The sequence below is a fragment of the Roseovarius conchicola genome, from assembly GCF_041403425.1.
Taxonomy (GTDB): domain Bacteria; phylum Pseudomonadota; class Alphaproteobacteria; order Rhodobacterales; family Rhodobacteraceae; genus Roseovarius; species Roseovarius conchicola.
Window position 1 is genome coordinate 1 of the sequence record NZ_JBGEHK010000001.1, and the last position, 24,726, is coordinate 24,726.

The 24,726-nt window shown below is 59.6% G+C and carries 22 protein-coding genes; 7 read left to right on the forward strand and 15 right to left on the reverse strand.

The genetic code is table 11. From position 1 onward, the window contains the following. Positions 1–140 precede the first annotated feature (140 nt). A complete protein-coding gene (locus tag V6N02_RS00005) occupies positions 141–1,388 on the reverse strand; it encodes a hypothetical protein (RefSeq protein WP_371223017.1) in 1,248 nt (415 codons plus the stop codon). Positions 1,389–1,531: 143 nt separating this feature from the next. On the opposite strand from V6N02_RS00005, the gene V6N02_RS00010 reads away from it, so the two are divergent. Further along, positions 1,532–2,236: a transglycosylase SLT domain-containing protein gene (locus V6N02_RS00010; protein ID WP_371223019.1), complete on the forward strand. Its 705-nt coding sequence runs from the start codon at positions 1,532–1,534 to the stop codon at positions 2,234–2,236. On the opposite strand, the gene V6N02_RS00015 is transcribed toward V6N02_RS00010, so the two are convergent. Together V6N02_RS00015 and pepN are read right to left on the reverse strand one after the other, a co-directional pair. Next, positions 2,229–2,759 (reverse strand): hypothetical protein, encoded by a 531-nt coding sequence (locus V6N02_RS00015; protein ID WP_371223021.1) that lies wholly within the window; start codon positions 2,757–2,759, stop codon positions 2,229–2,231. The two genes, V6N02_RS00010 and V6N02_RS00015, sit on opposite strands and share 8 nt — an antisense overlap. A 66-nt stretch (positions 2,760–2,825) precedes the next feature. Next, on the reverse strand, positions 2,826–5,378 hold the full coding sequence (pepN, locus tag V6N02_RS00020; protein WP_371223023.1) for an aminopeptidase N: 2,553 nt from the start codon (positions 5,376–5,378) through the stop codon (positions 2,826–2,828). A gap of 162 nt (positions 5,379–5,540) precedes the next feature. Between pepN and V6N02_RS00025 the strand changes: the two genes are divergently transcribed. Both V6N02_RS00025 and V6N02_RS00030 read left to right on the forward strand, forming a co-directional pair. Next, the gene (locus V6N02_RS00025; RefSeq protein WP_478013480.1) at positions 5,541–5,669 is read left to right on the forward strand and encodes a DUF2256 domain-containing protein; all 129 of its coding nucleotides are present in this window, start codon (positions 5,541–5,543) and stop codon (positions 5,667–5,669) included. Between the two features lie 83 nt (positions 5,670–5,752). After that, positions 5,753–6,538 (forward strand): gamma-glutamyl-gamma-aminobutyrate hydrolase family protein, encoded by a 786-nt coding sequence (locus V6N02_RS00030; RefSeq protein WP_371223027.1) that lies wholly within the window; start codon positions 5,753–5,755, stop codon positions 6,536–6,538. Here V6N02_RS00030 and V6N02_RS00035 read toward each other — a convergent pair. The 7 genes from V6N02_RS00035 to V6N02_RS00065 all read right to left on the reverse strand — a co-directional run bounded on the left by V6N02_RS00035 (position 6,535) and on the right by V6N02_RS00065 (position 14,080). Further along, positions 6,535–7,320, reverse strand: coding sequence for an ABC transporter permease (locus tag V6N02_RS00035; RefSeq protein ID WP_371223029.1), 786 nt, complete (start codon positions 7,318–7,320; stop codon positions 6,535–6,537). The genes V6N02_RS00030 and V6N02_RS00035 overlap by 4 nt on opposite strands. Next, positions 7,317–8,138 (reverse strand): ABC transporter permease, encoded by an 822-nt coding sequence (locus V6N02_RS00040; RefSeq protein WP_371223031.1) that lies wholly within the window; start codon positions 8,136–8,138, stop codon positions 7,317–7,319. Before V6N02_RS00040 ends, V6N02_RS00035 begins: the two co-directional genes overlap by 4 nt. After that, entirely contained in the window at positions 8,135–9,127 is a 993-nt protein-coding gene (locus V6N02_RS00045) for an ABC transporter ATP-binding protein (protein WP_371223033.1), read from the reverse strand. The genes V6N02_RS00040 and V6N02_RS00045 overlap by 4 nt, the downstream gene beginning before the upstream one ends. A gap of 165 nt (positions 9,128–9,292) precedes the next feature. Further along, positions 9,293–11,752 (reverse strand): Hint domain-containing protein, encoded by a 2,460-nt coding sequence (locus V6N02_RS00050; RefSeq protein WP_371224550.1) that lies wholly within the window; start codon positions 11,750–11,752, stop codon positions 9,293–9,295. Positions 11,753–11,996: 244 nt separating this feature from the next. Further along, positions 11,997–12,449, reverse strand: a complete 453-nt coding sequence (locus V6N02_RS00055) for a hypothetical protein (protein WP_371223035.1) — start codon at positions 12,447–12,449, stop codon at positions 11,997–11,999. Positions 12,450–12,530: 81 nt separating this feature from the next. Continuing rightward, positions 12,531–13,724, reverse strand: coding sequence for a kynureninase (kynU, locus tag V6N02_RS00060; RefSeq protein ID WP_371223037.1), 1,194 nt, complete (start codon positions 13,722–13,724; stop codon positions 12,531–12,533). Further along, positions 13,721–14,080, reverse strand: coding sequence for an MmcQ/YjbR family DNA-binding protein (locus V6N02_RS00065; RefSeq protein WP_371223039.1), 360 nt, complete (start codon positions 14,078–14,080; stop codon positions 13,721–13,723). The genes kynU and V6N02_RS00065 overlap by 4 nt, the downstream gene beginning before the upstream one ends. A 188-nt stretch (positions 14,081–14,268) precedes the next feature. Between V6N02_RS00065 and V6N02_RS00070 the strand changes: the two genes are divergently transcribed. The 3 genes from V6N02_RS00070 to V6N02_RS00080 all read left to right on the forward strand — a co-directional run bounded on the left by V6N02_RS00070 (position 14,269) and on the right by V6N02_RS00080 (position 17,946). Continuing rightward, the gene (locus tag V6N02_RS00070) at positions 14,269–14,715 is read left to right on the forward strand and encodes a methyltransferase family protein (protein ID WP_371223041.1); all 447 of its coding nucleotides are present in this window, start codon (positions 14,269–14,271) and stop codon (positions 14,713–14,715) included. A 145-nt stretch (positions 14,716–14,860) separates the two neighbouring features. Further along, entirely contained in the window at positions 14,861–16,435 is a 1,575-nt protein-coding gene (locus V6N02_RS00075) for a Re/Si-specific NAD(P)(+) transhydrogenase subunit alpha (protein ID WP_371223043.1), read from the forward strand. 14 nt (positions 16,436–16,449) lie between these two features. Then, positions 16,450–17,946 (forward strand): NAD(P)(+) transhydrogenase (Re/Si-specific) subunit beta, encoded by a 1,497-nt coding sequence (locus V6N02_RS00080; RefSeq protein ID WP_371223045.1) that lies wholly within the window; start codon positions 16,450–16,452, stop codon positions 17,944–17,946. A gap of 71 nt (positions 17,947–18,017) precedes the next feature. On the opposite strand, the gene V6N02_RS00085 is transcribed toward V6N02_RS00080, so the two are convergent. From V6N02_RS00085 to V6N02_RS00095, 3 genes are all read right to left on the reverse strand, one after another. Beyond that, positions 18,018–19,838 (reverse strand): M3 family oligoendopeptidase, encoded by a 1,821-nt coding sequence (locus tag V6N02_RS00085; protein ID WP_371223047.1) that lies wholly within the window; start codon positions 19,836–19,838, stop codon positions 18,018–18,020. 75 nt (positions 19,839–19,913) lie between these two features. Beyond that, the gene (locus V6N02_RS00090) at positions 19,914–21,512 is read right to left on the reverse strand and encodes an ATP-dependent DNA ligase (protein WP_371223049.1); all 1,599 of its coding nucleotides are present in this window, start codon (positions 21,510–21,512) and stop codon (positions 19,914–19,916) included. Further along, positions 21,509–22,510, reverse strand: a complete 1,002-nt coding sequence (locus V6N02_RS00095) for a ligase-associated DNA damage response exonuclease (RefSeq protein ID WP_371223051.1) — start codon at positions 22,508–22,510, stop codon at positions 21,509–21,511. The genes V6N02_RS00090 and V6N02_RS00095 overlap by 4 nt, the downstream gene beginning before the upstream one ends. 80 nt (positions 22,511–22,590) lie before the next feature. On the opposite strand from V6N02_RS00095, the gene V6N02_RS00100 reads away from it, so the two are divergent. After that, positions 22,591–23,421, forward strand: a complete 831-nt coding sequence (locus V6N02_RS00100) for a fumarylacetoacetate hydrolase family protein (RefSeq protein ID WP_371223053.1) — start codon at positions 22,591–22,593, stop codon at positions 23,419–23,421. On the opposite strand, the gene V6N02_RS00105 is transcribed toward V6N02_RS00100, so the two are convergent. Together V6N02_RS00105 and V6N02_RS00110 are read right to left on the reverse strand one after the other, a co-directional pair. Further along, positions 23,405–24,379, reverse strand: coding sequence for an alpha/beta fold hydrolase (locus V6N02_RS00105; protein WP_371223055.1), 975 nt, complete (start codon positions 24,377–24,379; stop codon positions 23,405–23,407). The two genes, V6N02_RS00100 and V6N02_RS00105, sit on opposite strands and share 17 nt — an antisense overlap. Then, positions 24,379–24,666: an SCP2 sterol-binding domain-containing protein gene (locus tag V6N02_RS00110; protein WP_371223057.1), complete on the reverse strand. Its 288-nt coding sequence runs from the start codon at positions 24,664–24,666 to the stop codon at positions 24,379–24,381. Before V6N02_RS00110 ends, V6N02_RS00105 begins: the two co-directional genes overlap by 1 nt. Positions 24,667–24,726 lie beyond the last annotated feature (60 nt).

The following is a 24,726-nucleotide window of genomic DNA, read 5'->3' on the forward strand; positions in this document are numbered from 1 at the left end:
CAACCCAGGGCGCGGCCAAGCAGGTGGGCGGCAACGTGGTGATCGACACCGGGGGCGGCAATTCCATCACGCTCAATGGCGTGAAAATCAGCGATCTGGACAGCTCGGATTTTATCTTCTGAGCAAATGACCCGTGCCCATCAGAACGCGGGCAGACGGTACATTCCGGCAGGTGAAAAGGCGATCGAACTGCCATCGCTCAACTGATCGGCGAAGAAGCCTGCGATGCATTGCAAGGCGCGTTTGCGGCCCATCGCGATCAGGGCCCGGTGGCCCGGGCGGGGGGTGGATAAGCTGTGATGCGTCTCGGTATCGGCCCAGAGACGGGGATGCAATTCGTGCAGGTGCTGCGCGAGCACCCAATCGAGACAGCCATGCAAGGCAGCGCGCTTGGCTTCAGCGGCGTGCGGATGCGCTTCGCCCGGGGCCATTTTCAGTGCGCAAAGGGCGGCGATCTCGTTGGCGAGGAATTGATTGGAACGATTGCCCAGCAAGGCGCGCAGGCCAGCGATGAAGCGATCAGGATCAATCGCCAGCAAGGCGTTCGGATCAATCGCCAGCGCATCGAGGTAGACCCAGGCATAGCCGCCATCCCCCCAGATGGGTCGGGTGAGGCCGGCAACATGGCCAGCCTCGTTATCCAGCAGGTCAGGATCGCCATATGTGCGGGCCAACACCGCGCCATAGTCACGCATGTGCTGCGGGCAATCCGGATCAAGGGTGATCAGATCGCGATACGCCTTGATCATGCCATCGGGGATTTGCGCGTTTGGGGGGCCTTCCGACAGGGCCGCGCGGGCAGCGGCCAGCGACGGTGCGTCCAGATCCTCGGCGTCAAAGAAGGCAATCAGCTCGCCTGCTTTTTCGGTGTGACCTTTGGCCTGCCGCAGCGCATCGCTGGCCCCGGCCATACCCGCGGCCTCACCAGTCTCAAGCCATGCGCGACCGATGCGCAGATGGGCAAGGGCCGCAACCAATGCCGGAACATAGTCATCCGGTCTCTCATCCTGCGCCTCTTCCAGTGCCCGCAGCCCGCCGGGTTCGGGCGGGCACCCGTCGTGCAACGCGTCCGTTGCGGCAGCCACCACATCGCCATGCGCGCCAAGGGCCAGCAGGATCGTCTCGGGCAGGCCGCCGGGCGTGCAAAGTCGCGCATCATCGGCCAGTTGAACGCGACGTGACAGTTCGTCCCAATGATCCTGACGCACCAAGCGGCGGCCTTTTTCCCAGATCGCAATACGGGTCATATCCTCGTCCGCCACTGGCAGCGAGGGCAGGATAACCCGCTTGCAAAGGTGATCCAGGTCAGGGCCACGCCGTCCCGGCAAAAGCCGCGTCAGGCGGGGCGCAGCACGTCCGGCCATATCCGAAATCAGAGGGCGCAACATTTGCTGCGGCCTGGCAAGAAATGAGGGCATCGATCCTCCAACACACATTTTCCTTGGCATTCTGTCGGGGGATTCCGGCCAAAACATGACCCCTATAGGGTCTCGGCGGGAAATAGACTGTTGCCGAGGGGGGCGTTGAAATCATGGTTAAAACCCGTGATGATGCCCGGATGATCCGGATAGCTGCCTGTTTTTTAGTGATTCTTTTGCCCTTTGCAGTCTCTGCCGAAGGGATCGAGACGCCACGCGAAGGGATTTCACCACCTGCGCGCGACGGCAATCTGCCCCGCACACGTTGGGAACATGTCAGCGGGTCCAAGCTCTGGACCCGTGCGGCGCTGGCGGCGCTGAAGGATCACGCCAATCCTCTGACCCAGATTGTGCCCCGCGATATCAATGACTGGTGCCCTGCTTATCCGGATGCCAATCCGAAGGGACGGCGCGCCTTCTGGGTTGGTCTTTTGTCGACACTCGCCAAGCATGAAAGCACCTACCGGCCTTACGCGGTGGGTGGTGGAGGCAAGTGGTATGGCTTGCTTCAGATCCTGCCGGGCACGGCACGGGGCTATGGCTGCCGGGCGCGTAGTGGATCGGCGCTGAAACATGGGCCGGACAATCTTTCCTGTGCGCTGCGGATCATGACAACGACGGTGGGGCGCGATGGGGTTGTCTCGCAGGGGATGCGCGGTGTTGCTGCCGACTGGGGACCTTTCCACAGTTCGAAGAAACGCAACGACATGAAACGCTGGATGCGCGCGCAAACCTATTGCAAACCGATCAGTTCGGTCCGCCCGCGATCCCGTCCGGCGGCGTTTGAGACAGCAGCGGCAGAGCCATCGCTCAACTGATCCGAAAGGCGCGTTTTACCTCGTCCAGGGCACTGCCTTGCGCGCGGTTCAGAGCGCCCGATCCCGCGCTCATGGTGGTGTTGAGGATGCTGAGGAGCGGATCAAAACTGTTGGCGCCATCCAGCTTGTAAAGCTTGCGGGCTAGCCGCGTCACCGCCTGTTCCGCCCCGCCGCATTCCGACACGAACCAATGGCCCAAAATGGTCATTTCTTCGGCAGGCTGATGGCCCAAGTCATAGGTATCGCGCAGCGCGTATTGTAGCGCGTCGCGCTGTTCACGGGTGGGCAGATCGTCCAGTTCCAGAAAGGCGGTGGCAATGGCTCCAACAGCCAGTTTGGGGTCTTCTATGGTTTCGACCGGATGGATATTGGTCTGGCGCTTGAAGCCGAACCGGCGTGCGGCAAGGCGCACATCATTGGCCATATCGGTCAGGTCAGCGGCCACATGGCCCGCATTGCGCGTACGGATGAACAGGACATAGATGGCGGTCAGCAGGCCAATCGCCGCAATTATAATGTGCATGATGCGTCTCCGAAACCGTGTCGTGGCAAGGGCTTAACAAGCCTTCTGATGCCCGTCGAGTAGTGCTTAACCACCCAGAATCCGGCTGACCATTTCCGTGGTGTCCCGGCTGAGTGATGGCGTCGCCAGTATCCGCTCCAACTGGGTCTTGATCAGGGCTTGCCGTGCCGCATCATAACGCCGCCAGGTCTCGAACGCGGTGCACATGCGCGCAGTGGTTTGCGGGTTCAGCGCATCGAGTTTGATCAGCCAATCCGCCAGCAGCGTGTAACCCTTCCCCGAGGCATGGTGGAATCCGGCGGGCGACATGGCCAATGCCCCCAGCGTAGCGCGGAACCGGTTGGGGTTCTTCATGCTGAAATCAGGATGGGCGGTCAGTCGGGCAGCCACATCTGCGGCTGCATCCGGTTGGGCATGGACCACCTGAAGCGAGAACCATTTGTCGATGACCAACCTGTCATGTTGCCATTGGTCATAGAAGCGCTGCACCGCCGCCTCGCCATTGCCCGCCTGCAACAGGCACGAGAATCCGGCCAATTGCTGGGTCATGTTGTCGGCCGTGTCATATTGCTTTTGCGCCTGCGCGCCGCCATCAAGACGGGTGATCATGCCAAGGGCGGCATTGGCCAGTGCCCGGGCACCGGCCTGTTCGGCATTTGGCTGGAAAGGGTCGGTGACCTGATACTGGGCATAAAGCCGTGTGGTGATATCCTGCATATGTTCGGCCCTGGCCTGACGCAGGGTTTCCAGCGCATCCCAGATCGCTTGCGGGTCAGGGGTGTGTCCGTCGTCGAACAGCGCCTGTGCCAGATCGTCTTGGCTGGGCAGCCCAAGGGCCAGCGCGCGGAAGGCCGGATCAAGGCTGTCGTCGCGCGCCATGGTAGCCACGGCATCCAGATACGCCTGATCGGGCTGCGCACCATCGCGGATCATCGCGATCAGCCCGTCACGGGCCAAAGCACGGCCCGCATCCCATTTGTTGAACGGGTCGGTGTCATGGGCCAGCAGGAAGGCGCGTTCGTCGTTGCTGGTGTCACGTTCCAGAATGACGGGTGCTGAAAAATCGCGTAAAATAGAAGGGATAGGGCGCGCTGCTAGACCTTCGAATGAAAAGCTTTGCTCGGCCTGATCCATTTCAAACACAACGGTTTCCTGCACCTCATCGCCATTGGGATTAAGCAGGCCAACGGCAATCGGGATCACGCGTGGATCTTTCACATCCTGCCCGGGTGTGGGTGGCGTTTCCTGTTTGAACGTAAGGGTATAGGTGCCGTTCTTAAAGTCATCTGTAACCGATACGCGTGGCGTGCCAGCTTGTTCGTACCAGCGTTTGAACTGGGTCAGATCGCGGCCCGTCACCTCTTCAAAGACAGTCAGCCAGTCTTCAATTGTGCAGGCCTGACCATCGTGGCGCTTAAAGTAAAGATCAAGGGCGGCGCGATAGGCATCATCGCCGACCAATGTCTTGAGCATCCCGATCAGCTCGGCGCCCTTTTCATAAACGGTTGCCGTGTAAAAATTGTTGATCTCGACAAAGCTATCCGGACGAACGGGATGCGCCAGCGGGCCGTTATCCTCGCGGAATTGCCGACCGCGCAGCATGATGGCATCCTCGATCCGCTTCACTGGCGCACTGCGCATATCGGATGTAAATTCGGCATCGCGGAATACCGTCAGCCCTTCTTTCAGGCACAGCTGAAACCAGTCGCGGCAGGTGATGCGATTGCCGGTCCAGTTATGGAAATACTCATGTGCGATGATCGCCTCAATCCGCTCGAAATTGGCATCGGTGCTGGTCTCGGGGCTGGCCAGAACGCAGGAGGAATTGAAGATATTCAGCCCCTTATTTTCCATCGCGCCCATGTTGAAATCGTCCACGGCGACGATGTTGAACAGATCAAGATCGTATTCGCGGCCATAGACCTCTTCATCCCAGCGCATGGATTTCTTCAGGGCCTCCATACCGAAGGCGCATTTGTCCTCATCCCCCGGTCGGACCCAGATGTTCAGTTCAACATCGCGGCCCGACGCGGTGGTGAAGCGGTCGGGATGGTTGATCAGATCGCCCGCCACCAGCGCAAACAGATAAGCCGGTTTGGGCCAGGGATCATGCCATTCCGCAAAGCCATCACCGGATGCGCCGGGATTGCCATTGGACAGCATCACCGGCAGATCACCCTCGATCCGCACATCAAAGACGGCCATCACATCGGGGCGGTCGGGGTAATAGGTGATCTTGCGAAACCCTTCGGCCTCGCATTGCGTGCAATACATGCCCGAGGACATATATAGCCCCTCAAGGGCCGTGTTGGCGGCGGGGTTGATTTCGACCTCGGCTTCCCAGACGAACGGGGCATCAGGAACATCGCAGCGCAGCCCGCCTTCGACCAATTCCGGCGTGACGGATGCGCCATCGATCTTGGCGCTGATCAGGGTCAGGTCTTCGCCGTGTAAAAAGAAATCACGCACATAGCTATCGGGGTTAGGAGCGAACTCTATCCTGCTTAGAACACGTGTTTTTTCTGGATTTAGCTGAAACGTCAAGTGGACCTTGTCGACCAGAAAGGCAGGCGGTGTGTAATCGGCCAGATAGATAGTCTGCGGAGCGGCGTCTTTCATGAGGGTGGCCTTTGCTGATGCGGGTTTCGGGCAGACGTTAGGTGGATGCTTGCGGGCTTGCAAGACGGCGGTGGAGGCTTTGCCCCGCGATGAAATGCCCTAGCTATGGGCCACAGATGAAGACATGGAGCCAACATGCCGAAACAGCGCAAGAAATCGGATATGCCGCAAAAGCTTTGCGTTGCTTGTGGACGCCCATTCACGTGGCGGCGCAAATGGGCAAAGGTCTGGGATGAGGTGCGCTATTGCTCGGATGTGTGCCGCCGTCGCCGGGGCAGTTCTGCATCATAGCGCGACAGGTTGTGCGCTGAAGCAGGTTTTCTTAAGGTTCTCGCATCATTATGTGTAGCGAAACAACAGGAGAGTCCCTGCGTATGTCCCGTCCGGTCATTGGTATCATCGGCAACAGTTACGAGATGGATGATCGCTATCCGGTTCATGCCGGTGGCACGATGAATTCCGAGGCCGTGGCCGAGGTTGCAGGCTGCATGCCGTTCATCGTTCCTTCTGATCCGCGCTATGTCAGCGTGAACGAGTTGCTTGAAACCTGCGATGGATTCCTGCTGACCGGCGGGCGGCCCAATGTCCATCCCGAAGAATATGGACATGCCGAAAGCGAAGCGCATGGTGCGTTTGACCGTGCCCGCGACGCGATCACCCTGCCTTTGGTGCGCGCCTGCGTGGAACGCGGACAGCCGTTCTTTGGCATTTGCCGCGGTTTTCAGGAGGTGAACGTGGCGATGGGCGGCACGCTGCATCCCGAGATCCGTGATCTGCCGGGGCGCGACAATCACCGCATGCCCCCCGATGGGACGTTGGAAGAGTGCTTTGCCCTGCGCCACAATGTGCGCTTTACCCCGGGCGGTGTATTTCACCGGCTGCTGGGAGCAGAAGAAGTGCTGACCAATACGTTGCACGGGCAAGGGATTACTGAACCCGGCAGGGACGTGGTGATCGACGGGCATGCGCCGGATGGCACGCCTGAGGCTATTTACATCAAGGGTGCCCCAGGCTTTACCCTGTCAGTGCAGTGGCATCCGGAATGGAACGCTGCCAATGACCCGGTCAGCCGCCCGTTGTTCAACGCCTTTGGCGATGCGGCACGGGCCTGGGCCGATGGCGGGCAATCACAGCCGTCTTTGGCCGTGGCCGGGGGCTAACTGCTGGCGCTTGCGTAACTCGCCAGCGCGAGGCGCCAGAACAGGTGGCTGATCCCAAGGGCGACGATGGCGATGATCCAGCCTGTGATGGTCATGTGAAGGTTGAGGCCTGAAAATGCCGCCTGCGCCGGGACTGTCGTCATGAAGGCCACAGGGACAATGACTGTCAGAACCACCTTCAGCCAGCCCGGATAGGCGGTCACCGGGAAGCGCCCGGCCTCGAAAAATGCGCGGAACATCAGGTTGATGTTTTCCACCTTGGTCCACCAGAAGGCCGTGGTGTTCAGCACGCACCAGATGGCGTAGACGATGATCAGGGCAGGGATCAGCATCAGGGTGAATTGCGCCAGGTTAAGCAGGCTCAGCACATCCAGCGCCCACATGCCGTAGGTGACCAGGCCAAAGCCGGTGATCAGGCTGGGAAAGGCCCAGATATTCACAAAGCGGAACGAGACGAAAAACTGGCTGTTGATGGGTTTGAGCAGGATGAAGTCCATCGTACCCAGCCGGATGTATTCTGATATGCGGCTGAGATTGGGTTTGAGGATCATCGCGATATAGCCTTCAATGATCAGGAAAACGCCAAACAGGATCAGCCCCTCTTCGAACGCCCAGCCGCCCAACGTGGGGACGTTGTGGAAGATCGCGTAGAGCACCAGGAATCCGGACCCGAAAGCGAGCATGGAATTGAGCGCGCTGACGAAAAATTCAGCGCGGTATTCCATCTCGATCTGCAGGGCATTGGTAAAAAACTGTCGGATCAGGCGCAGCGGTGTCATCATGCGCCTGCTCCGGAGTAGTTTTTGGTGCCCCTGATCCACAAATGACGGCCCAGCAGGCCGATGCCGGTGATCCATCCAACTTGCAGGATGAATCCGCGCAGCATCTCACCTGCGCTTAGATTGCCCATGGCGACATCCACAGGGAAGCCGAGGATGTAGGGAAAGGGCGTGCACCTGATGACGGCTTCAACCGTGTCGGGGAAGAACTCGATCGGGATGATGGCCCCGCCCAGCAAAAGCATGAGCGTGTAATACATCATCTCGATGCCCAATGTGCGTTCCATCCAGAAGGACAGGGTGCCCATCAGGAAGTTCGCGTAGAAATGGGTCGCCATGCCGCCCAGCAGCGCCAGAAGAGCGAAGGGGAGGTGCGACACCAACAGTTCGGAATAAGCCCCGGTGGCGATCATGCCCGCGACCAGAAAGATCATCATCAGGGGGACGCGGATAACACTATCGGCCAGTTGATAGGCCAGATAGTTCCAATAGGGATGCACCGGGCGCAGCAGCTTGAACGACAGGTCTCCCTCGCGGATTTCCTGATCCAGCGCCCAGGTGAACCACATCGCGTTGCAGTTGCGCACCCCGTAGATCAACAGGAAGTAACAGATGAAATGCCCTGAACTGTAATCGCCCTCAAGCGCGCCGGAAGTGTTCAGCGTGACCCAGATGAACAACATGATCAGGGGCTGCGTGCCGCCGATCAGGTAAATCACGAACTCGGCGCGGTAGTTGGAGAACTCGGTGCTGTAAAACGCAAGAAGGGCACGGAATTTGCGAAGACCCGAGTGCCGGATAGAAGCAGAGGACCCTTTCATGATCCGTCTCGCGCGGTGTTGAACAACTGGCCAAGCACATCCTCGAACGGCACTTCGGCGATCGAGATATCGGCGACAGGCAGGTCATTCAGCAGCCGCGCCGATATGCTGCTGATTGCGTCACGATCTACATAAATTTCGGCCTTTAGACCATTGATATGTTTGATGTCTCCATATTCGGCCAGCGCCTCGGTGCCGATGGGTGTCGCAAATTGCAGGCTTAGCAGTTTGGTGTTGCTGAACTGTTGCGTCAGGTCACGATCATTGCCCTCGAAAATCAAACGCCCTTCGTCGATCACCAGTATTTGATCGGCAAGGGCGGTTACATCGGCCATATAATGCGAGGTCAGCAGAACCGTCGCGCCGAATTCTGAACGATAATCGGCCACGAACTGACGCACGTTTTGCTGCACATTGATGTCCATGCCGATGGTCGGTTCATCCAGAAACAACACTTTCGGGCTGTGCAGCATCGCCGCGGCCAACTCACACTTCATCCGCTCGCCCAGCGACAGAGACCGCTGCGGTTTGTAAAGCACATCACCAATGCCCAGCATCTCGGTCAGCCGCCCCAGCGTGTCGAGGTACCGCTGTTCGGGAATGTCGTAGATCACCTTGTTCAACTGAAAGGAGTCCGCCGCAGACAAGTCCCAGATCAGTTGCTGTTTCTGCCCCATCACAAGGGTGATCTGGCGCAGGAAATCATGATCGCGTGCTTGCGGGGTATGTCCCAGCACTTTGATACTGCCGCTGGTCGGATAGAGCAGGCCTGACAGCGCCTTGAGCGTGGTGGTTTTACCAGCACCGTTGGGCCCCAGAAACCCGACAATTTCGCCGCTGCCGATTGAAAACGAGATATCCTTGACCGCCTCAACCTCGGTCTTGGGGCGGTGCAGCAGGGATTTCAGGCTTTGACGGAACCCTTCCTTGCGCTGATGAACCCAGTAGGATTTCTTCAGCCCGGTCACCTTTATGCAGGACGGTTCCATCGCATTGCCCCAAAACTTGCGGTGCCTGAAGGTCTAACGCGTCTGGTGGAAAACGAAAGTGTTTTGGTCGAATGCCGGTTTGGGGGGCTTTGCAAGGCAAGGCCGCGTTTGATCCGCCAAGATGCTGAAAGCTTTGGTTGGTCTGTTCATGTTCCGTCGTAATTCTCAGGCAGCCTGAGCGATGTCTTGCGGCGCCGGGATCAAAAGCCGGGCCTCGTGGGCCTTCAGTATACGGCGTGCGGTGGGGCCGTGGGTTGTCGGGTCGGCACGCAAATGCGGCATGTGATGAAACAGATCCTTACGCACAGCGCCGGTGATGGCCGACAGGCCCATGGTGCCGACATGAAAGCTTTCAGTGGCTGCGCCCTCGGCAAAGATCACCTCGTGGGCGTCAAACACCAGGTGGATATACGTCACCAACGCGCGGGGGCTGCGCCAGACATTGATGCCATCTTCAAGATGGGTGGCGGCGGCCATCACTTCGGGGTCGCCGAAATACAGCTCGCTCTGGTATCCGCCAAAGACAAAGCGATGCTGTGGCGAGACCAGCAGGGATCGCTTTGCGCCCGGCAGCATATGAGGAGCCACCTCGACCGGGGCAAACCGACCGTCCCCACGTACATGGCTTTGGCCGATCCAGCGCAGAGGTTGCGCCCCGTGATCGCGGGTGATCACCCGGTCGCCGATCCGCAGGGTATCAATCGGGCGCTCGCCTGTTTCGGTCAGGATCATTGTGCCGGGGGTGAAGCAGATGATGTTTTCGATCTCGTCAAAGGTCACCACCGTTCCGTCGGCCAGGGTGAAGAAACCCGCCAGATCATCCGGATTGGTGTCGGTAAAGGTAATGTCGGCCAGGGTGACATCGGGGGTCAGTTGCAGCGTATCGACATCTGTGCCGCCTTCACCGCCGGTGATGTTGATCGTGCCGCTGCCTGTCTCGCCAAGATCGGTCAGAACAAAGGTGTCAGACCCATCGCCGCCCAGGGCGGTGTCGCCTTCGGCCACGGTGAACAGATCATCACCGGCACCGCCTTCCATGCTGTCATCGCCGGTGCCGCCAATCAGCGTGTCATCACCGTCTTCGCCCAGAAGGGTATCGTTGCCCGCGCCGCCATCGATGCTGTCATTGCCCGCGGCGGTGGGGATCGTGTCGAAATGTATATCGGTGATGTTGATTGCGTGTGTGCCGGTCAGACCGTTGGTGTAGATGATCTGGATTTCCGAAACCGGTCCGGCGATTTCCACCAGGACCGAGCCATTGGCATCATTGGGATCGTCCAGCGCGCCCCCGGCGGTGATGGTGTCGCCCGACACCGTGTCGTCGCCTTGCGGTGTCAGAGTGACCGTGACCGGATTGCCATCTGCGTCAAAGGCGAGCACGGTGACCGTATCGATATGGTTGCCTGCAAAGCTGTCAACATCGTTGATCGCGAAGCTGACATTCTCGACCTCATCCTCCAGCCCGCTGTCGACGCTGCCGGAAAACGCAATCGTGGTGGTCGACGTGGCCGCGTCACCATCGCCAAACAGGGCCACGCTTGAGGTGGTGCTGAAGGGCTCGCCCACAGGGACAAACTGCGTATCGCTGCTTTCGACGGTGAACGTGGCGTTATTGTCGCCGTCGTCAGAAAAACTGACCGAAACTTCCATCCCGCCGGTGTCTTGCGTGAACCCGGCCGAGATATCGGCCTCGTCTGCGCCTGCGGCACTCCAGTTCAGTGATTCACTGGTCGAGGTGACGCCGTTATTATCCCCCGCCAGGCTGTCATTTCCATCCCCGCCTTCGATCGTGTCATCGCCGCCGCCCCCGACAACCGTGTCATCGGCCAAGCCCGAGGCGATACTGTCATCGCCCTCACCGCCATAGACTTCGTCAGCGTTGCCGCCGACGCCGGTGCCATCGCCGCCATCGATCACATCGCCTTCGGGATCTCCGCCGAAACTGCCGTCGATCGTGTCATTTCCGTCCGAGCCTTCGACAAGACCATCGGGGAATTGGGGAACGCCGCCTGCGAAATCAATCTCGAACGTGCCGTTTGGGTCGCTGTTGCCGAAATCATTGGTTTCGTAGTTCAGCAGTTCTGTGGCATCGCCCGACCCGTCCAACAACTGATCATTGGCCCCTCCGTCGGTCCAGCCGACATCGGCCACATCGCCGCCTGCACTGCCTGACCACTGGATGTCTTCATAGATGTATTCAACGGTGAAATCGCCGCCGCCATTGTCGGTGAGAACCACCTGGAACGAATTGGTGCCGCTGCCCGAGAAGGGGGCGACGGAATCCCATGTCATGATGATCGTGCCCGCGACCGGGTCGATATCCCAGTAAATCTCGCCGCCCGAGGCGACATTCACATCCGCAAAGAACGGCGCCAGCATCGGCGTGGTTTCCGCCGTCAAATCGGTGGTGTTGAAGTCGGTGAAGGGGGTTCCGAACGAGATCGTGCCGTTGGAATTGAGGTAAATCTCGGTGTAGTTGGTGCCAAAGAAGTTGATACCGCCCGGTCCGAAAACCGATGTGACGTCAATCTCGACCGAGCCGTCATCGACGCCGCCCGCTGCTTTGGGCGATGTCGAATAAACGTTCTCACCAAATCCTGCTGGTCCTCCCAGACCTGAGACCATTGTTGGCACTGTACTACTCCTGCCTGACGGGCCGTACGGCCTGTCTGTTCCATCCTTCGTTCAGCGGTCTTTGCTGCTTTTTGCCTGTGCTTGTTGCGTCCGCGCACAGATCGTTTCCAAAATGGATACAAACGCTTCTGGGCCGCAAAACAGCGCGTTTTAGGCAAATTTTCGATGAATTCAGGTGATATTGGGGCGGGGTAGAGCGTGGTGAATGGCCATCAACTTCAGGGAGAGTTTTGCGTTACCATTCTGGCCCGTTGGTCATTTTCAAAGCGATCAGCGCCGAGTTGATGCCGGTCACCATCTGCCCTGGCTCAAAGGGGCCATAGACGTTTCGGCCAACAACGAAGGTCACGTCGATCTGTTCGCCGGGAATGTCTTCAAAATCAAAGCTATAGAGTTTTGTCTGCGCTTCCAACGTGGTGGTGATTACCTCGCGCAGCCGTGTCTGGGTCAGGCTGCCCGTCCAATCGCGCCCCCAACCCACCTGCACATCAATTCTGGCAAGCCCTGTTCCGCTTGTTCCCGATCCGGCGGCGGCAAGGCCTTCTGCTGTCAAATCCAAAGGCTGCAGATAGGGTGCATCGTAATAATTGCTGAGAATACTTAGGGTTACGGCTGGCAAGGCGAGAAGAAGAATGGCCACCAAGACCCTTATGAGATTGCCTTTGCCGCCCATCTTCAACATCTCCATCGTCGTCGCTGATGGAGAAGTCTGTCATAAATGACCTGAAAATCGGTTAAGAACCGTTTTTTAAACGTATAGAACGCTTTGTCACGTCACCTGAGCGCGCTGGTGGTGCTCGGGGCGGTCCCAAAGCCCATCATTTATGACTTTTGTCACCACATCAGCTGCGCGGGCGATGTCGCCTTCATCCAGGTAAAGCGGGGTGATGCCAAAGCGCATGATGTCGGGCGCGCGGAAATCGCCGATCACGCCTCGCGCAATGCAGGCCTGCATCGCGGCATAACCCTGATCGAAATGAAAGGATACCTGAGATCCGCGCAGCGCGGGGTCACTCGGACAGGCCAGATGCAACTTGGGGCAAGCAGCCTTGATATGGGCAATGAACGCCTCGGACAGTGCGATTGAACACGCTCGAACATCCGCCATCTCGACTTGATCCCAGATATCCAGCGCGGCCTCCAGCGCCGCCATTGCCAGCACCGGTGGGGTGCCCACCCGCATCCGCTCGATGCCGTTTCCGGCGCGATAGCCTTGCTCAAAAGCGAACGGGGCGGCGTGCCCCAACCAGCCAGACAGGGCAGGACGTGCCGTCTCGGCATGGCGGGGGGTCACATAAATGAACGCCGGGGCCCCGGGCCCGCCATTGAGGAACTTATACGTGCAGCCCACTGCGAAGTCGGCGTTGCACGCGGCCAGATCAACCTCGACCGCACCGGCGCTGTGGGCCAGATCCCAGACGGTCACCACATTCACGGCATGGGCCGCCGCGGTCAGGTGCGCCATGTCATGCATCCGCCCGGTGCGGTAATCGACCTGCGTCAGCATCAGCACGGCCACCTCTTCGGTGATGGCTGCCTCCACTTCGTGCGGGGAGACGGTGCGCAGCTCATAACCCTTGTCCAGCGCGGTGATCAGCCCTTGGGCCATGTACAGATCGGACGGGAAATTGCCTGTATCACTCAGGATCACCCGCCGGTCGGGGCGCATGGAAAGGGCGGCGGCCAGTGCCTGATAGACTTTGATCGACAGGGTGTCGCCCATCACCACATGGCCCGGCTCGGCCCCGATCAGCCGGGCAATCCGGTCGCCAACGCGGGTGGGTTGGGCCATCCACCCGGCCTTGTTCCAGCCGGTGATCAGCATCTCGCCCCATTCCTCCTGCATCACGTTGTTCATCCGCTGGGTGGCCGCCAGGGGCAGGGGGCCCAACGAGTTGCCATCGAGATAGGTCACCCCCTCGGGCAGATGAAACAGGGCTTTGGTGGCGGCAAAGTTGCTCATGCGGTCAATCCCAATTCCGCGCGCAGTTTCCTGGTCAGCTTGGCGACGACCATCTCGTAGGAAGCGATCAGGTGCTCTTTCAATTCGGTATCCGACAGCCCCGGATCATCGTAGACCTGCAACCACTTCATGCCGCGCGAGGCCAGATAGGGAGCGGGGCGAATGCCCGGCTGATCCTGCAGAACCTCGTAGGCCAGGGGGCTGGCCTTGAAGACGAACGCGTCTTTGCCCTTGTTCCACCCGCAAATGCCAAACACCTTGCCGCCCACTTTCCATACATCCGCATTGCCCCATTGCACCACATGGGTGGTGGCCTTGAGCGTGGCGCAAAAGCTGTTGAATTCGTCGCGGGTCATAAGGTGGATCCTGCTTTGGCTTTGGACGGGGCCTGCGAAAGTGCCGCCGGTGGTCTTGTGCATCATATGCTAGGCGACACAGCAAGGCGCGACAATGCCGCCTCTTGCGCGGCCCTTGTGTTCCGGGTCAGAAAATGAAGTGGAAAATCTGTAATTTCCGCCCTGACCCGACCTCGGAGAGATGCCTTATGAAATGGATCGACATGCCCCCCGTCTGGCTGGCCTTCTTCGTGGTCTTGGCCTGGCTGCAATCCAGCTATTTGACATTCGGTCTGGCGCTGGGCGCTTGGGCAGATTTCGTCGGTGGGCTGCTTGTGGGCGGTGGTATCCTTCTGGCGTTGTTGGCATTCATGGAATTCCGCAAACATCGCACCACGGTGGTGCCGCACAACACACCCGAGCGCCTGATCACCTCTGGTATCTTTACCCGGACACGCAACCCGATCTATCTGGGCGATGTGCTGATCCTCATGGGGCTGATCCTGCGCTGGGACGCGGTTTTGTCCCTACCGCTGGTCCCGGTATTCCTGTGGATACTGGAAAAACGCTTTATCGAACCCGAGGAAACCCGTATGAGACAGGCGTTCAGGGCCGAATTTGCAAAGTATGAACGCAAGGTACGGCGTTGGGTTTGACGGGTGGCGTCTCTATAATGCGACATTTGCTCACGTCGCAGCGACATCCTCTTGCACCTTGCGCGATCTGCGGGGTAGGACAACCGTTCTGCACCTGAACGATATCTGACGCCGCCCAAGCGGCACCCAAAAGAGGGGGACAGCAATGAAGATCGGAACACCCAAAGAGGTGGCGGAGGGCGAAGCCCGCGTGGCGATGACGCCCGACAGCGCGCTGCAGCTGCAAAAACTGGGCCATGACTGCATCATCGAGACAGGCGCCGGTGCCCTGGCCGGATTTTCGGATGCCGATTACAAGGCGGCTGGTGTCGAGATCGCCAAAACCGCTGCCGCGCTCTGGAAAGCTGCTGATGTGGTGGCCAAGGTCCGCCCGCCGGTTGATACCGAGCTGAAGCGGTTGCGCGATGGTCAGACCCTGATTTCTTTCTTCAATCCCGGTGGGAATGAAAAGCAGATGGCCTCGGCAGCCAAGAAAGGCGCGACGGTTGTGGCCATGGAAATGGTGCCGCGTATTTCGCGGGCGCAGAAGATGGACGCCTTGTCCTCGATGGCCAATATCGCGGGCTACCGCGCGGTGATCGAGGCGGGTAACAACTTTGGCCGCTTCTTCACCGGTCAGGTGACAGCCGCCGGCAAAGTGCCCCCGGCCAAGGTTCTGATCGTCGGTGCGGGTGTTGCTGGTCTTGCTGCGATCGGTACATCAACGTCGCTGGGTGCGATCACCTATGCCTTCGATGTGCGCCCCGAAGTGGCCGAGCAGATTGAATCGATGGGTGCCGAATTCGTGTTCCTCGAGTTTGACGAGGACACGACCGATGGCGCCGAGACGGGCGGCTATGCAGCCCCCTCAAGCCCCGAGTTCCGCGAAGCCCAGCTGGCCAAGTTCCGCGAAATGGCGCCGGATATCGACATCGTGATCACCACGGCCCTGATCCCAAACCGGGACGCCCCCGTGCTGTGGACCAAGGATATGGTCGAGGCGATGAAGCCCGGATCGGTCATTGTGGACCTTGCGGCGGAAAAAGGCGGCAATTGTGAACTGACCGTAATGGACGAGAAAATCGTCACGGATAATGGCGTGACCATCGTTGGTTACACCGATTTCCCCAGCCGTATGGCGACGCAATCCTCGACGCTTTACGCCACCAATATTCGCCACATGATGACCGATCTGACACCGGAAAAAGACGGCGTGATCGTGCATGACATGGAAGATGACGTGATCCGCGGGGCCACCGTGACCCATGCGGGCGACGTGACCTTCCCGCCGCCACCGCCCAAGGTGCAGGCGATTGCGGCGCAGCCCAAGAAAGAAGCGCCAAGGGAACTGACCGCCGAGGAAAAACGCGCCGAAGAAGTGGCCGCGTTCAAGAAACAGACAATGACTCAGGTCGGTCTTCTGGTTGCAGGCGGGTTGCTTGTGCTGCTGATTGGCCTTGTTGCCCCGGCCAGCTTCATGCAGCACTTTATCGTTTTCCTGCTGTCGGTCTTTGTCGGCTTCCAGGTGATCTGGAACGTGGCGCATTCATTGCATACGCCGCTTATGGCGGTGACCAACGCGATCTCTTCGATCATCATTCTGGGGGCGTTGATCCAGATCGGATCCAGCTCGTTCCTGATCACATTGCTGTCGATCCTGGCGGTGTTCATGGCCTCGATTAACATTTTCGGCGGCTTCCTCGTGACACGGCGCATGCTCGCCATGTTCCAGAAATCGTAAGGGGGGCCTGAGACATGGATTTCGGATTTACCATTGCGGCCTATGCGGTTGCCGCTGTTCTCTTCATCCTTAGCCTCGGCGGTCTGTCGGGGCAGGAAAGCGCGAAACGCGCGGTCTGGTACGGCATTGCCGGTATGGCGATTGCGGTGCTGGCCACGCTGATCGGTCCGGGTTCGGGTTTGTGGCTGCTCTCGCTGATCCTGATCGCGGCAGGGGCCGCAGTAGGCTATCAGCTGGCCACCCGCGTGCAGATGACGCAAATGCCCGAACTGGTGGCGATCATGCACTCGCTTGTGGGTCTGGCTGCCGTCTTCGTGGGCTTCAATGCCGACATCATGATCAACACCATGAGCACGCTATTTGCCGAGAATAACCTCGTGCTGGGCGCCGTGAAAGAGGGCGGGTACACCGCCATCGGCCTGCCTGCCGCGATCTATGGTGAGCTGTCTTCTTTCGGGCAGCTGATTGCCAAGAAGACCTCTGTTGAGATCAATATCCTTCGGGTCGAACTGATGCTTGGCATCTGGATCGGTGCCGTGACCTTCACCGGTTCGGTCATCGCCTATGGCAAACTGGCTGGCAAGGTGGATTCCGCGGCCAAGCAATTGCCCGGCGGACATCTTCTGAATGCGGCTGCCGCGGGCCTGTCCCTGTTGTTCGCGATCATGTATCTTTCGGGATCGGGCAGCTGGACGCTGGTGATGCTGACGCTGCTGGCGCTGTTCATCGGCTATCACCTGATCATGGGTATTGGCGGGGCCGACATGCCCGTCGTGGTCTCCATGCTGAACAGCTATTCCGGCTGGGCGGCGGCGGCCATCGGCTTCTCGCTTGGCAATGACCTTTTGATCGTGGTCGGCGCGCTTGTCGGCTCGTCAGGTGCGATCCTTTCTTACATCATGTGTAAGGCGATGAACCGGTCCTTTGTGTCGGTCATTCTGGGCGGCTTTGGCGGCGCTGCGGGTGAGCAGATGGCCGTGGAAGGCGAACAGGTGGCCATCGAGGCAGATGGCGTTGCCGCGGCCCTCAATGAGGCGCAAAGCATCATCATCATCCCCGGCTATGGTATGGCCGTGGCGCAGGCCCAGCAGGCCGTGTCTGAGTTGACCACCAAACTGCGCGCCAAGGGCAAAGAGGTTCGGTTCGCCATCCACCCCGTTGCCGGGCGTCTGCCGGGGCATATGAACGTGCTGCTGGCCGAGGCGCGCGTGCCTTATGACATCGTGCTGGAGATGGACGAGATCAACGAGGATTTCCCGGACACCGACGTGGTGATCGTGATCGGCTCGAACGACATCGTGAACCCGGCGGCACAGGACGATCCCAACAGCCCCATCGCCGGAATGCCGGTTCTGGAATGCTGGAAAGCCAAGCAGGTGTTCGTGTCCAAACGCGGGCAGGGCACAGGCTATTCGGGCATCGAGAACCCGCTGTTCTATAAAGAGAACACGCGGATGTTCTATGGCGATGCGAAGGATTCCGTCTCGTCGCTGTTGCCCAAGATCGACTGATCTAAGGGTCTTTTACCTAAAAAGAAGGGCGCCCGGTTGAGGCGCCCTTTTCATGTTCAGGAGGGTGGAGATCAGTCCTCCATCGCTTCCAATTCGTCGATGAAGCCTGAAATCATGCTCAGCCCCTTGTCCCAGAATTTGGGGTCCGAGGCATCAAGACCGAAGGGGGCCAAAAGCTCTTTATGGTGCTTTGATCCACCAGCTTTCAGCATCTCGAAATACTTTTCCTGAAAACCTTCGGGGTTTTCTTCGTAAACCGCATAAAGCGCGTTCACCAAGCCGTCGCCAAAGGCGTAGGCATAGACGTAGAAGGGCGAGTGCACGAAATGCGGGATATAGGCCCAGAAGGTCTCGTACCCCTCCATGAAATCAAACGCCGGTCCAAGGCTTTCGGCCTGTACTGACATCCAGAGGGCGTTGATATCCTCGGGCGTCAATTCGCCCGCGCGCCGGGCGTCGTGCAGTTTGCACTCAAAATCATAGAAGGCGATCTGGCGGATCACCGTGTTGATCATATCCTCGACCTTACCGGCCAAAAGCACCTTGCGTTCTTGCGGATTGGCGGCGCCATCCAGCATTTTGCGGAAGGTGAGCATTTCGCCGAACACGCTGGCGGTTTCGGCCAGGGTCAACGGGGTTGAGGCCAGCAACTCCCCCTGATCGGCGGCCAGAACCTGATGCACGCCGTGGCCCAGCTCATGCGCCAAAGTCATCACATCGCGCGGTTTGCCGAGGTAGTTCAGCATCACATAGGGGTGCACATCGGTCACGGTGGGATGCGCAAAGGCCCCCGGAGCCTTGCCCGGTTTGACGCCTGCATCAATCCAGCCATCGCTGAAGAACGGTTTGGCCAGATCGCCCATGCGCGCATCAAAGCTGGTGTAGGCCTCCATCACCATGTCTTCGGCGCTGGCCCAATCGACAATCTTGCTGTCTTCAATCGGCAGCGGCGCGTTGCGGTCCCAGACCTGCATGCGATCCAGACCCAGCCATTTACGCTTCAGCTCGTAATAGCGATGGCTCAGTTTGGGGTAGGCGTCGACCACGGCGTTGCGCAGCGCCTCGACCACCTCGGGTTCGACATGGTTGCTGAGGTGCCGACCCGTTTGGGCCGTGGGCATGCCGCGCCAGCGATCGACCACCTCCTTTTCCTTGGCGGCGGTGTTGTGCACGCGCGAGAAAATCTTGATGTTTTCACCAAAGACCCGGGCCAGTTCATGGCTGGCCGCTTCGCGTTTGGAACGGTCCTGATCGGTGAGCAGGTTCAAGGTCGCCTCGATCCCCATTTCCTCACCCTCAACGGTAAAGGTGAGGCCCGCGATGGTTTCATCGAACAGTCGTTCCCAGGCATCGCCGACAACGCCCATGTCGTGCAGGAATTTTTCAAGCTCGTCGGACAATTGATAGGGTTTCATCGCGCGGATGCGGTCCAGCACGGGTTTGTAGCGCTTGAGGTCCGCGTTTTCGGCGTACATGGTATTCAGGGCGTCTTCGTCCAGCCGGTTCAGTTCCAGCGAGAAGAACACCAGTTGGGTGGTGAAATTGGTGATTTTTTCCTGACAATCCGACAGGAACTTGGCGCGTTCGCCATCGGTGGTCAGCTGGTAATAGCGCAGGCCCGCAAAGGACATGATGCGCCCGGCAACCGTACTGATCCTTTCATCGCGCAGGATGCACTCCAACAGGCCCGCCGCATCCAGATCGGCCAGCTTGCCTTCGTAATCGGCGGCGAAATCCGCGCTGGCCTTCTCCAGCCAATCAAGATCACGTTTCAGCTCGGGCGCGTCCTCGCCGGTGTAGAGATCACTCAGATCCCATTCGGGCAGATCGCCCAGGTTGTCCGAGCCGGACCCGGCATTGGCATCACGGACGGGAAAGGGAAGCTGGAACATGGGCGATCTCCTATTGGTGTTCGCATGACATAGGGTGGGGAGGGGAAAGGCTCAAGGTCCGTCTTGTTGGGGCAGTTAACCGTAGGTCTTCAGCATCTCCTTGAGGTCATCCATCGTGTTGGCCTCGTTGACCGGCTTGTCATGTCGCCAGCGTTTCATCCGTGGGAAGCGCAGGGCCACGCCTGATTTGTGCCGGGTGGATTCCGCGATCCCCTCGAACGCGATCTCGAACACATGTTCCGGGGTCACCTGTCGCACGGGGCCAAAGCGTTGCAGGGTGTTCTTGCGCACCCAGGCGGTGATCTTGCGAAACTCGGCATCGGTGAGGCCGGAATAGGCCTTGGTGAAGGGGATCAGGTCATTGCCATCGCGCACCGCAAAGGTGAAGTCAGTGAACAGGTTGGCGCGCCGTCCATGGCCTTGCTGGGCATAGATCATCACCGCGTCGATGGTCAGCGGGTCCAGCTTCCATTTCCACCAATCGCCCTTCTTGCGCCCGGCATGATAGGGGCTGTCAGTGCGTTTCAGCATCAAGCCTTCGGCGCGCGCCTCGCGGGCTGTGGCGCGGTGGTCATGCAGGTTTTGCCAATCTTTGAAGGGAATCAGAGGCGAGGGCCGGACCGGCGCGGCCTCGGGCAGATCTGCCAACATGGCATCCAACCGCGCACGACGCTCGGCAAAGGGCAGGGCGCGCAGATCCTTGCCGCCTTCCTCCAACAGATCATAGGCAAGGATGATCACCGGCGCGTCGGTCAGCAGTTTTTTGGGAACAGTCTTGCGCCCGATGCGTTTTTGCAGGGCGTTGAACGGCATTGGGGCGGAGTCGTCCCAGGCGACGACTTCGCCGTCGATCACGGTGCCGTCTGGCAGGAAATCGCGGGCGCGGGCCAGTTCGGGAAAGCGATCTGTCATCAGGTCTTCGCCACGGGACCAGACGAAATGTTCGCCCCCGCGCAGGATCAACTGCCCGCGAATGCCGTCCCATTTCCATTCGGCCAGCCAATCGTCTGGGGTGCCAAGGCTTTCCACGCCGTCCTCAGGCTCAACCCCGTAAGCCAGACAAAACGGGTAGGGCCGTGACAGGGCCGCGCCGGTGTCGGGCGCTTCGATCAGGGTGTGATAGCTGGTTGTGTCGGGTGTCCAGTCGCCCATCAGACGATGCGCGAGCTCGGCCTCGTCATGGTCCGTTGCCTGCGCTAAGGCGCGCGTCATCAGTTTGCGGCTGATCCCGACGCGAAACCCACCGGTGAGCAGCTTGTTGAACACCAGCCGTTCCATATCCGGCATCTGGGCCCAGGCGTTTAGCACCGCATCCTTGCGCGCCTCTTCCTCTTCATGATCCAGCGCGCGCAGGCGGGTGATCCACTTTGTCAGGCTATTGTCATGGGTCGCGGTTGGCTTGGGCAGAACCAGAGCAATCGTTTCGGCCAGATCGCCGACAATCGGATAGCTTTCCTCGAACAACCACAGGGGGATGCCTGCCCGTTCAGCCGCCCATTCGCGCAAGCGCGTGGTGGTGATGGTCCGGCGTGGGCGGCGCCCGGAAAACAGCGCGATGGTCCACAGGCGGTCCTCTTCCGGGGCCTCCCGGAAATAGGTGGCCAGCGCGGCGACCTTCTGGGTGGTTTTTGTGGTTTGGTCGATGGTGGCATAAAGCGCTGCGAAGCGTTTCATGTGATCTCTCCATCGTCGAGATTCTCACCTGTGAATTCGGTTGGGACCACTTGCGCGTTGTATCCCTGCTCGGTCAACCAGCGGGCGAAGATATCGGTGTAGCCATGAGTGACATAGATATTCTCGGCCTGCGTTGCCGCGATGGCGCTGTTCAACCCGGCCCAATCGGCATGGTCGGACACGACAAACCCACGATCCACTGATCGCCGTCGCCGCACCCCGCGCAAACGCATCCAGCCGCTGGCAAAGCCGGTCGCGTGGGGTTTGAAGCGGCGCGCCCATGTGCTGCCAAGCGCACCGGGTGGGGCGATGACCAAGGCACCGGGGTGATCTTTTGCGTTCGTGTCGGGGGTGACGTGGATCGTGTCGGGCAGGGTTAACCCTTGGGCGCGCAGCACTGCATTGGTGTTTTCCACAGCGCCATGGGTCAGGATTGGGCCGATGGTCGGGTCAAGCAGGGACATCACCCGTTGTGCCTTGCCCAGAGAGTAGGCCCCAAGCAGGCTGAACCGGGCCTGAGCGGCGTTTTCGGCCCACCATGTGTTGATCTCGGCTGCTACGTCGGCCTCGGATGGCCACGTGAAGACCGGAAGCCCAAAGGTGCACTCGGTGATGAAGTTATGGCATTTCACCGGTTCAAACGGGGTTGAGAGCGCGTCGGCCTCGGTCTTGTAATCGCCTGACACCACCCAGACCTCGCCCGCCACCTCGACCCGTATCTGGGCCGAGCCGGGGACATGGCCAGCGGGGTGGAACGACACGCTTGCACCGCCGATCTGGCGTGTCTCGCCATAGACAATCGTGTCCAAAGCGATATCGCCCAGACGGTGGCGCATCACCGGGGCGGCAATGTCGGTGGCCAGATACTGCGCCATGCCCGGGCGCGCATGATCGGCATGGCCATGGGTGATCAGAGCACGTTCTACAGGCCGCCACGGGTCGATGAAAAACCCGCCAGCCTCGCAATAGATCCCTTCGGGTCGAAACGTCAGTGCCATGGTTGCAAGGATAGGCTTTCCCGGGTTGTTTGCCAGCCCGTCTGAGGTATCGTGGTGCCAAGTAATGACAGGAGAGGCGAATGCGGTTTCTGAGATATGGCGAACCGGGTCAGGAAAAGCCGGGCGTTTTGGACAGCGCGGGCGGCCTGCGCGATCTGAGCGGGGTCATCGATGATCTGGCCGGCGATGTGCTGGGCGATCTGCCCGAGGTTGATCCGGACAGCCTGCCCCTGGTCGAAGGCTCGCCGCGTCTGGGTCCGCCTGTGGCCGGGACGGGCAAGTTCATCGGCATCGGTCTGAACTACTATGACCATGCCGCCGAAGTGGGCTTGAACCCACCGCCCGAGCCGATCGTCTTCATGAAAGCCACCTCGTCGATCTGCGGGCCAAATGATGACGTCTCATTGCCGCGCGGGTCGCAGAAATCCGATTGGGAGGTCGAACTGGGCGTGGTGATCGGCAAACACGCCAAATATGTCGATGAGGCTGATGCGCTGTCTTACGTGGCAGGCTTTACCATCGTCAACGATGTCTCGGAGCGGCATTTTCAGACTGAACGCAAGGGCCAGTGGACCAAAGGCAAAAGTTGTGACACGTTCGGCCCGGTCGGCCCGTGGCTGGTCACCCCGGACGAGGTGGGTGATCCACAGGCGCTGGGCCTGAGCCTGGACGTGAATGGCACGCGGATGCAGACCGGATCGACCAGTTCAATGATCTTTTCCGTGGCCCATGTGGTGCATTATCTCAGTCAGATGATGAGCCTGCATCCGGGTGACATTATCGCGACCGGAACGCCCCCGGGCGTGGGCATGGGGATGAAACCGCCACGCTTCCTGAGAGAGGGAGACGAAATGGTGTTGGAGATCGACGGGCTGGGCCGTCAGACCCAGAAGGTCACGCAGGACGGCTGAGCGCGCTTTCTGGAATGGCCATCGCAGGATCGTCGAAGAACGCGGCGATCTGATCGAAAATGCGGGTGCGCACGTCAGGCGTTTCCATCAACACCTCGTGTTTACCGCCCTCGATCCAATGCATCTGCGATCCCGGCCATTTGGCCATGCGATCTTCGATCCGGCCCAGATCGACGATTTCCTCGTCAGTGCCGGCAAAGGTGATGCAGGGCAGCGCGGGCGAGGGGCGAAAGGCCAGCGTGCGGGTTTCCTGAAGCGCCTCGTGCAACCAGCGCAGGCTGGGCCCGCCCAATCCCAGCTCGGGAACCGCGCGGGTCTGATCGATCATGTACTGATACATGTCCGGGTCGTGTGTCAGTTTGTTGGTCTCGAAGGGTTCCACCAGAACATAGCTTTCATTGTTCGTGGTGCTGGGCGCATAGATGTGGTCCATGCCCAGCCGTTTGCTGCTCCACGACACTGACCATGCGACGATGCGCAGGATATCCGATAGCTGGATACCCCACATTGGCCCGCTGAAAGCGCAGGCTTTCACGTCCAGCCCTTCCATCACGGCGCGCAGGCCGATGCCACCACCCATCGAGTGGGCGAGAAGGTAGAAAGGTTGTGGCAGGTCAAGGTCATGTGCGGCCTGAACCATCGCCGCCACGTCCTGCTGATAATCCGTAAAGTGGTGCACATGCCCTGACATCGGGTCATCCACCAACCGATCCGCTAGGCCCTGACCGCGCCAGTCGATCACCAGCGTGGCCAGGTCATGCCGCGCCAGATCGCGCGCCGCCCGGCCGTATTTCTCGACATATTCCGTGCGTCCGGGAAACAGCAGCACAGTGCCCTTCGCTGCGTCGCGATTGTACGCCCCGATGCGCAGGCGCACGCCATCGCGGGCCTTCACCCACCAGGCCTGACCGTCTTCCGGCCCATCGGCCAGATCTGCGCGTAGAGGGGCGGTTTCCATTACGACAACACACCGCCCAGTTTCATGGCCATGCCCATATCGCCATCCACGGTCAACTGTCCGCCCATAAAGGCAGCTGTCGGGTTCAGATCGCCATCGAGAATGGCCTGGAACGTTTCGACATCTGCTGTCAGGGTCACGTCGGCCTCGTCATCGCTGGCACGTGCCCCGTCGCTGTCGATCACGATAGCGCCTTCGCCATCGATCACGAATTTGGCGGTGCCGTCAAAATCGCTGCTGTCTTTTTCGTTCAGGGCGGCCACGGCCTTGGTAATCACGTCGCTCATCTGCTCTTCCTCCAGAATTGATCTGCCGGGGGGTTTGCAATCCGGCAATCTACGCTAAAC

Excerpts from the sequence above, each read along its gene's own strand:
- V6N02_RS00005 (WP_371223017.1), bottom strand. The coding sequence starts at position 1,388 with ATGTTGCGCCCTCTGATTTCGGATATGGCCGGACGTGCTGCGCCCCGC.
- V6N02_RS00010 (WP_371223019.1), top strand. The coding sequence starts at position 1,532 with ATGGTTAAAACCCGTGATGATGCCCGGATGATCCGGATAGCTGCCTGT.
- V6N02_RS00015 (WP_371223021.1), bottom strand. The coding sequence starts at position 2,759 with ATGCACATTATAATTGCGGCGATTGGCCTGCTGACCGCCATCTATGTC.
- pepN (WP_371223023.1), bottom strand. The coding sequence starts at position 5,378 with ATGAAAGACGCCGCTCCGCAGACTATCTATCTGGCCGATTACACACCG.
- V6N02_RS00025 (WP_478013480.1), top strand. The coding sequence starts at position 5,541 with ATGCCGCAAAAGCTTTGCGTTGCTTGTGGACGCCCATTCACGTGGCGG.
- V6N02_RS00030 (WP_371223027.1), top strand. The coding sequence starts at position 5,753 with ATGTCCCGTCCGGTCATTGGTATCATCGGCAACAGTTACGAGATGGAT.
- V6N02_RS00035 (WP_371223029.1), bottom strand. The coding sequence starts at position 7,320 with ATGATGACACCGCTGCGCCTGATCCGACAGTTTTTTACCAATGCCCTG.
- V6N02_RS00040 (WP_371223031.1), bottom strand. The coding sequence starts at position 8,138 with ATGAAAGGGTCCTCTGCTTCTATCCGGCACTCGGGTCTTCGCAAATTC.
- V6N02_RS00045 (WP_371223033.1), bottom strand. The coding sequence starts at position 9,127 with ATGGAACCGTCCTGCATAAAGGTGACCGGGCTGAAGAAATCCTACTGG.
- V6N02_RS00050 (WP_371224550.1), bottom strand. The coding sequence starts at position 11,752 with ATGGTCTCAGGTCTGGGAGGACCAGCAGGATTTGGTGAGAACGTTTAT.
- V6N02_RS00055 (WP_371223035.1), bottom strand. The coding sequence starts at position 12,449 with ATGGAGATGTTGAAGATGGGCGGCAAAGGCAATCTCATAAGGGTCTTG.
- kynU (WP_371223037.1), bottom strand. The coding sequence starts at position 13,724 with ATGAGCAACTTTGCCGCCACCAAAGCCCTGTTTCATCTGCCCGAGGGG.
- V6N02_RS00065 (WP_371223039.1), bottom strand. The coding sequence starts at position 14,080 with ATGACCCGCGACGAATTCAACAGCTTTTGCGCCACGCTCAAGGCCACC.
- V6N02_RS00070 (WP_371223041.1), top strand. The coding sequence starts at position 14,269 with ATGAAATGGATCGACATGCCCCCCGTCTGGCTGGCCTTCTTCGTGGTC.
- V6N02_RS00075 (WP_371223043.1), top strand. The coding sequence starts at position 14,861 with ATGAAGATCGGAACACCCAAAGAGGTGGCGGAGGGCGAAGCCCGCGTG.
- V6N02_RS00080 (WP_371223045.1), top strand. The coding sequence starts at position 16,450 with ATGGATTTCGGATTTACCATTGCGGCCTATGCGGTTGCCGCTGTTCTC.
- V6N02_RS00085 (WP_371223047.1), bottom strand. The coding sequence starts at position 19,838 with ATGTTCCAGCTTCCCTTTCCCGTCCGTGATGCCAATGCCGGGTCCGGC.
- V6N02_RS00090 (WP_371223049.1), bottom strand. The coding sequence starts at position 21,512 with ATGAAACGCTTCGCAGCGCTTTATGCCACCATCGACCAAACCACAAAA.
- V6N02_RS00095 (WP_371223051.1), bottom strand. The coding sequence starts at position 22,510 with ATGGCACTGACGTTTCGACCCGAAGGGATCTATTGCGAGGCTGGCGGG.
- V6N02_RS00100 (WP_371223053.1), top strand. The coding sequence starts at position 22,591 with ATGCGGTTTCTGAGATATGGCGAACCGGGTCAGGAAAAGCCGGGCGTT.
- V6N02_RS00105 (WP_371223055.1), bottom strand. The coding sequence starts at position 24,379 with ATGGAAACCGCCCCTCTACGCGCAGATCTGGCCGATGGGCCGGAAGAC.
- V6N02_RS00110 (WP_371223057.1), bottom strand. The coding sequence starts at position 24,666 with ATGAGCGACGTGATTACCAAGGCCGTGGCCGCCCTGAACGAAAAAGAC.